This is a genomic window from Salinimonas iocasae (genome assembly GCF_006228385.1).
Taxonomy (GTDB): Bacteria; Pseudomonadota; Gammaproteobacteria; order Enterobacterales; family Alteromonadaceae; genus Alteromonas; species Alteromonas iocasae.
This window is the reverse complement of sequence record NZ_CP039852.1, coordinates 3,093,353-3,106,027: the sequence shown is the minus strand read 5'-3', so window position 1 is coordinate 3,106,027 and position 12,675 is coordinate 3,093,353. Positions and strand designations below refer to the sequence as shown.

Genomic DNA, 12,675 nt, shown 5'->3' with positions numbered 1-12,675 from the left:
GAGGAAGTGGCGGTATATATTTTTATCATTTAGTACATTTTTCCTACGTTAAAAATTCTTAAAGTGATCGTTTTTTCAACGATTGGAAGTTTAACAATTGAACAATGCAGTGACAACGGGCGATGGGGTAGAAGAAGATAAGGTATCTGATGTGTATATAAAAAAACCGGCTCTGATGACAGAACCGGTATCTGATTATTAAAGTGCAGCTTTTAAAGACGCTGCTTTATCCGTATTTTCCCACGGAAAGGCATCCCGGCCGAAGTGACCATAAGCTGCGGTCTGGCGGAAAATTGGCCGTTCCAGATCCAGCATTTTTATCAGGCCATAAGGGCGCAGGTCAAAATGCTCGCGCACCAGTGCTACAAGCGTTTGCTCATCCACTTTACCCGTACCGAATGTCTCGATACTAATGGATGTAGGTTCTGCTACCCCAATTGCGTAAGAAATTTGAATCTCGCAGCGATCGGCTAACCCGGCGGCCACAATATTCTTGGCCACATATCGACCGGCATAGGCAGCAGAGCGATCGACTTTTGACGGATCTTTACCCGAGAATGCGCCGCCACCGTGACGCGCCATACCGCCATAAGTATCGACAATAATTTTACGTCCCGTCAGGCCACAGTCACCCATCGGCCCGCCAATCACAAAACGCCCGGTTGGATTAATGTGAAAACGCGTGCGGTTGGTAAGCCACTGTTCCGGCAGAACCGGTTTAATGATTTCTTCCATTACCGCTTCGCGAACCTGTTCGGTGGACACGCTATCGCAATGCTGGGTTGATAAGACCACGGCGTCAACGCCCACAGGCTGATTGTTTTCATAGACAAATGTCACCTGGCTTTTCGCATCAGGACGCAGAAAATCGAGCTTGCCTGACTTACGCACTTCAGCCTGCTTTTGGACCAGACGGTGAGCATAGGTAATGGGGGCGGGCATAAGTACGTCAGTTTCGTTACTGGCATAGCCGAACATCAACCCCTGGTCGCCGGCACCCTGTTCTTCCGGCGCAGCGCGATCAACACCCTGATTGATATCCGGAGATTGCTTTCCAATCGCGTTTAAGATAGCGCATGAATCAGCATCAAAGCCCATATCAGAATGGGTATAGCCAATATCCTTGACTGTCTGACGGGTCAGTTCTTCAATATCGACCCAGGCTGAGGTAGTAATTTCTCCACCAACCAGTACCATGCCGGTTTTTACATAGGTTTCACAGGCAACCCGTGCGCGGGGGTCCTGGTCGAGAATTGCATCAAGAACGGCATCAGAGATTTGATCTGCAATTTTATCCGGGTGGCCTTCTGAGACCGATTCGGAGGTAAATAACTGCGTTGCCATAACGTCTCCGTAAAATGTGACACTTTAAAGGTGTGAATTGTACGCGAATCAATAAAAATTACCAGTCTCTACTTCTGGACGTCTAAAAGTCCATTTGTTACGTTTGGTTGACATCTGTGATGTTTTTTATTCAATCGCTTATCAAATTTGCATAAAGCCGCCTGCCTTTACGAAACACATTGCAGTGGGCAGGTGGTTAGGTAAAAATAGTTTTACTGTTAAAACAGCGGTCACAACATTACTGTGAGCTAAAAAATACTGCTTACGTATGTTTTGGTCCGTAGGAACAAAACCAGGAGATAACATGCCCACTCGTCGAGAACTCGCCAATGCTGTTCGTGCGTTAAGTATGGACGCGGTACAAAAAGCTAAATCAGGCCACCCCGGTGCGCCTATGGGAATGGCCGATATTGCGCAGGTTCTGTGGTGTGATTACATGTCGCACAATCCTACTAATCCTGAATGGGCAAACCGCGATCGGTTTGTGCTATCTAATGGTCATGGCTCAATGCTGCTGTATTCGCTACTGCACCTTACCGGCTATGATCTGCCTATCGAAGAATTGAAAAATTTCCGTCAATTGCATTCCAAAACACCGGGTCACCCTGAATATGGCTATACGCCGGGTGTTGAAACTACTACCGGGCCGCTGGGCCAGGGGCTGAGTAATGCTGTGGGTATGGCGCTGGCAGAAAAAGTGCTGGCGGCTCAGTTTAACCGCGACAATCACGCGATTGTTGATCACCATACTTACACCTTTTTAGGCGATGGCTGCCTGATGGAAGGTATTTCCCATGAAAGCTGTTCACTGGCCGGTACACTGGGTCTGGGTAAACTGATTGCGTTTTACGATGACAACGGCATTTCAATTGATGGTGAGGTTGAGGGATGGTTTACCGATGATACCGCCGCCCGCTTTAAATCCTATAACTGGCAGGTTATTGAGCATGTTGATGGACATGACGCTGACCAGATCAGAAAAGCGATTGAACAGGCGCAGGCCAATACTACCCAGCCTACACTGATTATCTGCAAAACCATCATTGGGTTTGGCTCACCGAATAAACAAGGCAAAGAAAGCTCTCACGGCGCAGCGCTGGGTGAGGATGAAATTGAACTGACCCGTCAGGAACTTGGATGGACAGCTCCTGCCTTTGAAGTACCTTCAGATGTTTACGCTGAGTGGGATGCCAAAGAGCGTGGGCAAAAAGCACAGTCTGACTGGGAATCAGCATTTGCTGAGTATAAAAAGGCCTATCCTGAACTGGCAGCCGAGTTCGAGCGTCGGGTTGCCAATAAAGCCCCGGAAAACTTTGTTGCGGTTGCTGATGAATATATTGCGAAGCTTCAGGCTAACCCTGAAACTGTAGCAACCCGTAAGGCTTCTCAGGCAACGCTGAATGCTTACGGTCCAGTGCTTCCTGAACTACTGGGTGGCTCAGCAGATTTAGCAGCATCGAATCTGACCTTATGGGACGATAGTAAAGGTGTTGAAACCGCTGATGCCAGCGGAAACTACATCTATTACGGGGTGCGCGAATTCGCAATGTCAGCGATGATGAATGGAATTAGTCTTCATGGCGGTTTCAAAGCTTACGGCGCAACGTTCCTTATGTTTATGGAATATGCCCGTAATGCCGTGAGAATGGCAGCGCTGATGAAGTCTCCGGCAATTTTTGTTTATACCCACGATTCTATCGGACTGGGCGAAGATGGCCCTACACACCAGCCTGTAGAGCAAATGGTAGCGTTACGTTCAACGCCGAATCTGGATAACTGGCGTCCATGTGATCAGGTCGAATCGGCCGTTGCCTGGAAGCAGGCGATATTGCGCGAAGATGGTCCGACGACACTTGTCTTCACTCGTCAGGGCGTGCCTCAACAGGAGCGTTCTGCTGAGCAGGTCAAGCTAATCGAGAAAGGCGGCTACATACTAAAAGATTGTGAAGGCACACCTGACGTTATTCTGATAGGTTCAGGGTCTGAAGTACAATTGGCAATTGAGGCCGCGCAGGCATTAGCGGAGCAGGGCACAAAGGCACGTGTTGTATCAATGCCTTCTACTGATGTTTTTGACAGTCAGCCTGCTGAATACCGCGAAAGCGTATTACCGGCCAGCGTCAGCCGCCGGGTTGCAGTCGAAGCCTTGTCAAAAGACAGCTGGTACAAATATGTGGGCTATAACGGTGCGATCGTGGGTATGGATTCGTTTGGCGAATCTGCACCAGCCGGCGATTTGTTTGCTCACTTTAATATTACGACTGATGCAGTGGTTGATGCTGCGAAATCTCTGCTGTAGGTCTGGCGCTTAATGGTAAGAGTTGCCATAAACGGCTTTGGCCGGATAGGACGAAATGTGCTGCGTGCCCTGTATGAAACAGGGCGCAACCAGCACATTCGTGTTGTCGCTATTAACGAGGTTGCCAAGCCAGAAGGCGTGGCCCATCTGTTAAAATATGATACCGCCCACGGGCGGTTTCCTTTTGATGTAGCATTAAAAAACACGACACTGCAGGTTGCAGGCGACAGCATTGCGCTGACCGCCTGTCAGGATATTGAAAGTCTGCCCTGGAAGGAGCTTGCTGTTGATATCGTGCTTGAATGCACGGGCATTTACTCCGATCGAGAGGCCGGACAAAAACATCTTGATGCGGGCGCGGGTAAGGTGCTTTTTTCCCAACCCGGCAGTAACGATTTAGATAACACCATTATCTTTGGCAGCAACGAAGACACGTTATTACCAGAGCATCGTCTGGTATCTAACGGTTCATGTACCACCAATTGTATCGTGCCGGTCATTCAGGTTCTGGATAAACATTTTGGTGTACAAAGCGGCACAATCACAACCATCCATTCCTCAATGCACGACCAGATGGTCATTGATGCCTATCATGATGATTTGCGCAGAACACGTGCAGCCAGCCAGTCGATTATTCCGGTAGATACGCGTCTGGCTCGTGGGATTGAACGTATCCTGCCTAAGTTTGCCGGCAAATTCGAAGCGATAGCTGTTCGTGTGCCCACTATCAATGTGACGGCGATGGATTTGAGCGTGACGCTGGCGCAGAATGTGTGCATTGATGAGGTTAATTCGGTATTTAGAAAAGCCAGACAGGGTCGTCTGTCGGGAATTTTGGATTACACCGAAGAACCCCTGGTTTCAGTAGATTTTAATCACGACCCCCACTCTTGCATCGTCGATGGAACGCAAACCCGCGTGAGTCATGGACAATTAACCAAGACGTTAATTTGGTGCGACAACGAGTGGGGATTTGCTAACCGCATGATCGATACTGCACAGGCAATGTATCATGCAGGCAGTGCAGGATAACTTTTTGTTTGCTGCGATTTATACCGCAGTATTCTAACGCTATTAGGGAGACGTTATGGCTATTCCAACAATGCAGGATTTCTCGTTGCAGGGGCAACGGGTTTTAATTCGTCAAGATCTCAATGTGCCGGTGAAAAACGGCACGGTCACCTCGGATGCCAGAATCAAGGCATCAATTCCCACTATTAAAAAGGCGCTGGACGCCGGTGCAGCAGTGATGGTGATGTCACATCTTGGGCGTCCCACCGAAGGTCAGCCTGAGTCTGAATTCTCACTTCAGCCGGTAGTGGATTATCTTAATGACGCTTTAGATGTTGAGGTGAAACTGGTCACGGACTATCTGGACGGCGTGGATATTCAACCCGGTGAACTGGTTATTCTTGAAAATGTTCGTTTCAACAAGGGTGAGAAAAAAGACGACGAAACGCTGGCCAAACAATATGCGTCATTGTGTGACATCTTTGTGATGGATGCATTTGGTACTGCACACAGAGCGCAGGCCTCTACGCATGGTGTGGCAAAATTTGCACCCAAAGCCTGCGCCGGTCCGTTACTGGCAGCAGAACTTGATGCGCTTGGCAAGGCGCTGGATAACCCAAAGCGTCCTATGGTGGCTATCGTCGGCGGCTCGAAAGTATCGACAAAGCTGACCGTACTTAAATCCCTGGCTGAAAAAGTTGACCAGCTCATCGTTGGTGGTGGTATCGCCAACACGTTTATCGCTGCCAATGGTCACAATGTTGGCAAGTCACTGGTGGAAGTGGACTTAGTTGATGAGGCCAAATCACTGATAAACGACGCGCAAAGTAACGGCGGTGATATTCCGGTACCTACCGATGTGGTCGTTGGAAAGCAATTTGCTGAAGACGAACCGGCCCATCTGAAAACGGTGGCAGAGGTAGCTGACGATGACATGATTTTCGATATTGGTCCTGAATCAACAGATGCGTTAAAGGTTATTCTTAAAAATGCCGGGACCATTGTCTGGAATGGACCAGTTGGCGTTTTTGAGTTCGACCAGTTTGGTGCTGGTACAAAAGGCATCGCAGAAGCCATTGCGCAAAGTGATGCATTCTCAATTGCCGGTGGTGGCGATACGCTGGCGGCAGTAGATAAATATGAAATCGCTGATAAAATATCGTACATCTCGACCGGTGGTGGCGCCTTTCTGGAATTTTTAGAAGGTAAAACATTACCGGCGGTCGCTGTGTTAGAAGAAAAAAATCAATAAATAACACAGTTCAGATGAATTCTGTATCCGGCGAACAGTGACGTTCGCCGGAAAAAACTATAAACCCTACACCTGCTCTTTACAGCAGTCACAATAAGGAGTGTTGCTCATGGCATCACAAGCACAGCACGCTATGCTGGATAAAATTAAAACAGCTGATGGTTTTATCGCAGCATTGGATCAAAGTGGCGGTAGTACGCCTAAAGCACTTCGCCTGTATGGGGTTGAAGAGTCTCAGTATAGTAACGACAACGAAATGTTCGACATGGTGCACCAGATGCGTACGCGCATTATCACTAGCCAGCCATTCAATGGCGACCGTGTTTTGGGTGCTATCCTGTTTGAAAATACGTTGGATCGTGAGATAGAAGGTAAGTCCAGCGCACGTTATCTGTGGGAAGAAAAGCAGGTTGTGCCGTTTCTGAAAGTCGATAAAGGTCTGAATGACGAAAAAGATGGCGTTCAGACGATGAAGCCGATGCCAGAACTGGTTTCACTATTAGAAAAAGCCAATGCGCAGAATGTTTTTGGTACCAAAATGCGCTCAGTTATCAAACTGGGTAACGAGACAGGTATCAAAGAGGTTGTGAAACAACAGTTTGAGGTAGGCCGCCAAATTATCGCGGCAGGGCTTGTTCCTATTATCGAGCCGGAAGTTGATATTAACAGTGCGGAAAAAGCGCAAGCCGAAGCCATCCTGAAAGAGGAGATTCTGGCGCAGCTTGATGCACTGGGTGATGGCGAATATGTCATGCTGAAGCTGACATTACCCAACGAAGCAAACTTTTATGAAGCGCTGATAAATCACCCTAAAGTGATTAAAGTGGTTGCGTTATCGGGTGGCTATAGCCGTGAAGATGCCAATAAAAAGCTGGCTGAGAATAAAGGCATGATTGCCAGTTTCTCCCGCGCGCTGACAGAAGGTATCAACGCCAACCAGTCTCAGGACGATTTTGAGAAATCGCTGGACGAAGCGATTGAGTCGATTTATCAGGCTTCCAGAAGTTAACGTTAAACCGTTAATTGCCGTTTGGCTAATAGAGTAATTTTAACGCCCGGTTCTCACAATCGGGCGTTTTGCTTTCAGTCACCAACAACATTTGGCTGACTTGCCATATCAGTACATTCTTACTGCGTTTTATATCACTTCAGAAGCTTTCCCTCCGGTCAGCAGAACACGTCATCTACGACTAATTAACAATTATTAAAAAAATTAAAGAGGTCTACACTCATTTTACTCTATAAGATTAGTAAGTTTATTCGCATTTAAATTCGTTGTATTGCGAAGAGCGCTGATAGCAGAAGAGGTCATGTGGAAGAAGTCATTTTAATTACGATACTTATTGCGATGGTGGGCGCATTTGCGCTAATCGGTATCGTTTTTTCTTATGCCCTGCCTACGCCTTCCCAGACAGATAAGGCCAGCGCCGCGTATTACGCCCGATTGTTCTTATTTTTTCTCTGGCTGGGGTTTGTTTTTCTATGTTTGCGCGCTCTGGACATGCCTGCATTGCATGCTGCTGGTTGTAATATCAGTTTCACACTTGCCGCGTACATGGTTTTTCTGACCATCATCAAACGACACGGAAAACAGCCACGCACTTCCCACCTGGCACTGATTATTGCCCATCTGGTTGTCGTTCAAGTGTTCAGTGTAATGGCGTTTTGGCTGGCAATACCTTTCTGGTTTTCTGATGTGTTGCTGGCGATAAGTGTTTTTATCCCCCAGTTACTGGCTTTACAGGTAAAGCTCACATCAATGGACCGCCGGAATCCGGGGGACCGCGTGTTGTGTCATTTATTGTTGGTAAATATTCTGGTGTGCCTGACCAGTGTTCCTGTTTATCTGTTTGATGTGGTTTCATCAGGCGCGCAGCAAATGTTACTGGCGATGGGACTGGTGGTAGTTTTGATGCTCAATGTCATGCTGGGATTTGCTGCATCAGTTATTCACTCGCTGGTTGTCAGGCTGAGAAAGCAAATTTATCAGGATCCGCTCACCAAATGTCATAATCGCCACTTCCTACAGGATTATGCATCGACATTTGTGGATACTATGCAGGTTCATCGGGAGAAAGTATGTGTACTTGTCACAGATATTGACCATTTCAAAAGCATTAACGACCAGTACGGACATCTGACCGGCGACAGGGCCCTTAATCATTTCACCTACCATCTGCAGCAGGAACTCCGTGAGAGTGATGTACTGATCCGCTGGGGTGGGGAAGAATTTCTGGTCGTACTGCCAGGCTGTTCAGTTGAAGATGCTTCTGCTCTTGCTGAAAGGCTCAGACAGAGTGTTGCCCGACAACCGGTTATTATCGATACACACTCCATAGCGCTGACGGCTTCCTTCGGTCTTGCTGAAGTCGCCAGAGATTGCGATCTGTTTGCTGCTATTGATCGTGCGGACTCTGCACTTTATGAAGCCAAATCATCAGGACGCGATAAGGTTATCGTGTTTGACCCGAATTACCGTACTGACAGGGCCATGTCGATGGCTTTCCAATAAGCCTGTTCCTGATCCAGGTCGGCAGAAAGAATAGGGCGTTGTGAAAGCCAGTCATCGGGAAACACCAGTGACAGCGATGTTTTCGTCACCTCTACCTCAAATTCTGGCAGGAACATTTGCTGACGTTTGATATTTAACAACGTTGATAAACGGAGCAGTCCAATAAGACGGCGGACACTTTTTACGTCATACTGGTTAAACTCAGGAATTTCAGCAGTTTTAATTTTTTTTCGGTAAAAACGTACAAGCGTTGCCAGAAGTTGCTGCTGTTCCTGCGTAAAGCCCGGCATATCCACATTAGCCAGAATATAGGCCGAATGACGCTGGACACCGTGAGAATTAATTTGCAGTCCCACTTCATGCAGTGTTGCTGCCCAGCTGAGCATGCTTCGAAAATCCTTGTGTTTTAACTTCCACACTTTTGCACAGCGCTCGAAAAGGTACCGGGACGTCCCTAGCACCATGTTGGCCTGCTCGGTATCAATATCATACCGTGTGGCCAGGCTGGCGGCAGTACGGCTGCGAATATCAGCATTATGAAGCTCATCTTCCATCTGATACAGCACGCCTTCGCGCAGCGCCGCGGAAGAATAGTACAAGCCCTTAACCTTCAGCGCCTTGAACGCACCAAGTAATATAGCCAGCCCGCCCGCAATAACATTGCGCCGGTCTTCACTGATTTCAGGCATGGTAAGGTTGTCGATGTGACCGGCTTCAACAAACGCTTTAACCAGAGCCCTTAGGCTTTTGGCGGTAACCGGCACGTCGTGGCCATTGGTACGCTCTCGCTGTGCCAGACTGTACAGGGTTTTAATGGTGCCTGATGTGCCGATACAGCCCTCCCAGCCAAGTTTGATCAACCTTGTCTGGATTGCTTCCAGTTCCTGTTGAGCTGCGGTCACGGCTCTATTAAATGCACTTTGCGTCAGCCTGCCGTCTTTGAAAAAACGTTCTGTAAACGAGACGCAGCCCATTTGCAGGCTGGCACATACAGCAGGGTCAAACGCTTCACCCACAACAAACTCCGTCGAGCCACCACCAATATCAATGACCAGTCGGCGACCTTCATGGTGACTGGTGTGTGCAACCCCGGAGTAAATAAGTCGGGCTTCTTCCTCGCCGGTGATGATCTCGATAGGATAGGGAAACACGTCCATCGCTTTTCGTATAAAAGTACGTGCATTCCTGGCGCGCCGTAATGTATGAGTGGCAACTACCCTGACCGAGTCCGGCTCAAACCCTTTGAGACTTTCGGCAATTACCTGCAGTGTAGCAAGTCCGCGCTCAATGGCCTCGTCGCTCAATGTGCCATCATCGCTGAGACCACTGGCTAATCTGACCTTCTGTTTCACACGATGAAGAATTTGTACTGAGCCGGCGTTGATGCGGGCCACTACCAGATGAAAGCTGTTGGAACCTATATCCAGGGCGGCAACCTTGCTCACTTCCCGGCTTTCGACATTCACCAGCGCTGACTCTTGTTGTGTCATTTAACTACTCACTGTTCCAGCTTTTTCAGATAGTCATAAATTTCTATCTGGGAGCGCAATTTCTTACGGTTACCCCGGCGGACATAGTGATTTCGTTGGTCTTTATCAATCTGCCGGGCTTTAAGTGTATCGCGGAACTGTAATTCAACGATATCCACAATTCGCTGCTGTAGCCGTTTATCGTAAATCGGGCAACCCACCTCAATACGGTTATCCATATTGCGGGTCATCCAGTCTGCCGAGGAGATGAACACTTTACGCTCATCGCCTTCGCCAAAAATCATCACTCGGGGGTGCTCTAAAAAGCGGTCAACAATTGAGATTAACGTAATGTTATCGCTGATACCTTTCAGGCCGGGCACCAGTGAACACATTCCTCTGACAAGTCCGCGAATCTTCACACCCGCCTGACTGGCGCGATACAAATCATCGATAAGTTCTTTATCGACAAGATTGTTAAGTTTAAAGGTAATTTGCGCGTTTCTGCCTTCTTTTAAATGCTGAATTTCCTGACGGATAAGTGATTGTATTTTCGTGCGCGCATTTAAAGGCGAAATCTGTAAATGCTGAAATTTATAGCGACGATAAGGGTACTGAATTAGATCGAACACATTCACCGCTTCTTCGGCCAGCTCCTGATTGCGGGTGAACAGGCTGAAATCCGTATAGATTTTTGCGGTTTTCTCGTTAAAGTTGCCTGTACCAAAGTGCGCATAATGAACCAGTGAGCCGCGCTCTTCGCGAGATACCAGACAAAGTTTACTGTGGATTTTGAGCGTAGGGACACCCAGTACTACCCGGATGCCAGCATCCGTCATACGCTTTGACCATTCAATGTTAGCCTCTTCGTCAAAGCGCGCCCTTAACTCGACGACCACCGTCACTTTTTTACCATTGTCCACGGCATCTATCAGTGAGTTTACTATTCGGGAGTTGCTGGCAACCCGGTAAATATTAATGCGAATAGACTTTACGCTGGGGTCGAAAGCAGCCTGACGAACAAACTCGGTGAAATGCAAAAAGCGGTGATAAGGGTAGTACAGTAGTATATCGTGCGCCGTTATTGCATCGAAAACGGTGTTAAACCGCGAAAACTCAGACGTATCTATAGCAGGCAATGTCTGATGTTCAAGATACTCACGGCCTACGTTCGGAAATCCAATGAAGTCTTTAAAATTGCGATAATGACCCGCCGCATGCATGGTATCCAGCGAGGTAATTTTAAGACGCTTGCGCAAGTCCTTCACCATATCCGATGGCATCTGGTTATCGTGGATAACCCTTACCGGTTCAGCAATCAGCCGCTGCTTCATGCTTTCAGACATTTTTTCTACATAACTTTCATCAATTTCATCATTGATTGAGTACTCGCTGTCGCGGGTCATTTTAAACGAGTAGGCTTCCAGCGAGTCGTACTTAACAAACCCGCGAAAAATGTCCTCAAGGCACAGCTGTATTATATCGTCGAGCAACACAATGTGCTTTTTCTTACGACTTTTTTGAGGGGGGATCTGCACAAACCGAGACATTTCCTGCGTGGGTACCTGCAGCGCAGCATAACGTGTATTGCGATCTTTGCGGCGGATAGCCACATACAGGTACACCGCGGTGCCATTAAGACGACTTAACAGGTCAGTTTTTTTGTCGATAAGAATAGGCGCGATATGTCGCAGGATTTTATTGACGAAAAAGTTACGTACCCAGGTACGCTGATAATCATCCAGATCGTTTTTGCGTAGGATAAAGATGTTGTAGCGGGCGAGTGTCCTGACCACATCTTTGTGGATCTGATTAAATTTTTCCGACAGCGACACTACTTTTTTCTGGATTTGCTCCATTAGCGCCGTTTTTTCTGCCGCTTCCTGCTCATTGCCATCGTTCTGTGCAATAGTTATCTGGCGCTTTACATCGGCGGCACGAACCCGGTAGAACTCGTCCAGATTGTTAGAGTAAATGCCCAGAAAGCGAATGCGCTCCACTGCAGGGTTATTTTCGTCTGCAGCTTCCTGCAGGACCCGCTCATTAAATGCCAGCCAGCTCAGTTCTTTAGAATAATAAAGCGTCTGCGATTCCATGTTGCTCTTCTGTTATCGGGTAAAAATGGGCCAAGCATGTCAGCTTCGCGTGACACGCCTGTGACACATCTAAGACTTACATCCGGGTAGAGATGTCAACGACAAGGTCATTGGCCAGCGCCTCTAACGCTGACTGCAGACGGACCTCATCAAAGTCTTCCGGTACCCGGACCACGGCTGTTGCTTTGAACATAAGGCTGCCCCAGTTCGGCGCACTCTCACATCCCGAATCAAATGTCACAATATTCAGGTTGAACTGGTTTAGTGTTGAGGTCAGCTCCTGAACGATACCGGGTTTATCGTTACCCATTACCTCAACTGTCAGCGTATCAGATAAGCTGTCCTGCGCGTTTTTAAGCGATACCGCCTGTACTGATAAATCTGCGATACCATTGAGCGAGGCGACCAGTTCTTCATGCCTGTCTTCAGGCACCTGCACTTCCACAAAGCCGGTAAACATTCCGGCCATATGTGCAAAGCTACTGCTTTGCCAGTTACCACCATGTTGGTATACATTTTTCGCAATGGCATCAACGATCCCTGCTTTGTCTTTTCCCATGATTGAAATCACGACTGGTTGCATAAACACTCCGGTTAATAACAGTGGGCAGGCATCCTGTTCAGACGCCCGACAGGTTGCGGTTGCTGACAGACAACTTTCACTTGATAATAGTAGCTAAAATACCACATCA

The 12,675-nt window shown here is 47.9% G+C and carries 9 protein-coding genes; 5 read left to right on the top strand and 4 right to left on the bottom strand.

Features of this window, described 5'->3' with window-relative positions:
* Window positions 1-198: 198 nt before the first annotated feature.
* On the bottom strand, window positions 199-1,344 hold the full coding sequence (metK, locus tag FBQ74_RS13790; protein WP_139757212.1) for a methionine adenosyltransferase: 1,146 nt from the start codon (window positions 1,342-1,344) through the stop codon (window positions 199-201).
* A 304-nt stretch (window positions 1,345-1,648) separates the two neighbouring features.
* Here metK and tkt point away from each other — a divergent pair, with 304 nt between their 5' ends.
* From tkt to FBQ74_RS13765, 5 genes are all read left to right on the top strand, one after another.
* Window positions 1,649-3,643, top strand: a complete 1,995-nt coding sequence (gene tkt, locus FBQ74_RS13785) for a transketolase (RefSeq protein WP_139757211.1) — start codon at window positions 1,649-1,651, stop codon at window positions 3,641-3,643.
* 12 nt (window positions 3,644-3,655) lie between these two features.
* Window positions 3,656-4,675 carry an erythrose-4-phosphate dehydrogenase gene (gene epd, locus FBQ74_RS13780; protein WP_139757210.1) on the top strand — a complete coding sequence of 340 codons (1,020 nt, stop codon included), beginning with the start codon at window positions 3,656-3,658 and terminating at the stop codon, window positions 4,673-4,675.
* 55 nt (window positions 4,676-4,730) lie between these two features.
* A complete protein-coding gene (locus FBQ74_RS13775) occupies window positions 4,731-5,906 on the top strand; it encodes a phosphoglycerate kinase (RefSeq protein WP_139757209.1) in 1,176 nt (391 codons plus the stop codon).
* A 109-nt stretch (window positions 5,907-6,015) separates the two neighbouring features.
* Window positions 6,016-6,915: a fructose bisphosphate aldolase gene (locus tag FBQ74_RS13770; protein ID WP_139757208.1), complete on the top strand. Its 900-nt coding sequence runs from the start codon at window positions 6,016-6,018 to the stop codon at window positions 6,913-6,915.
* Window positions 6,916-7,218: 303 nt separating this feature from the next.
* Window positions 7,219-8,418 carry a GGDEF domain-containing protein gene (locus tag FBQ74_RS13765; RefSeq protein WP_139757207.1) on the top strand — a complete coding sequence of 400 codons (1,200 nt, stop codon included), beginning with the start codon at window positions 7,219-7,221 and terminating at the stop codon, window positions 8,416-8,418.
* Here FBQ74_RS13765 and ppx read toward each other — a convergent pair.
* From ppx to FBQ74_RS13750, 3 genes are all read right to left on the bottom strand, one after another.
* Window positions 8,379-9,908, bottom strand: coding sequence for an exopolyphosphatase (gene ppx / locus FBQ74_RS13760; protein WP_139757206.1), 1,530 nt, complete (start codon window positions 9,906-9,908; stop codon window positions 8,379-8,381). The two genes, FBQ74_RS13765 and ppx, sit on opposite strands and share 40 nt — an antisense overlap.
* Window positions 9,909-9,916: 8 nt before the next feature.
* Window positions 9,917-11,983 carry a polyphosphate kinase 1 gene (gene ppk1, locus FBQ74_RS13755; protein WP_139757205.1) on the bottom strand — a complete coding sequence of 689 codons (2,067 nt, stop codon included), beginning with the start codon at window positions 11,981-11,983 and terminating at the stop codon, window positions 9,917-9,919.
* A 76-nt stretch (window positions 11,984-12,059) separates the two neighbouring features.
* Window positions 12,060-12,566: a glycine cleavage system protein R gene (locus FBQ74_RS13750; RefSeq protein ID WP_139757204.1), complete on the bottom strand. Its 507-nt coding sequence runs from the start codon at window positions 12,564-12,566 to the stop codon at window positions 12,060-12,062.
* Window positions 12,567-12,675: the final 109 nt, after the last annotated feature.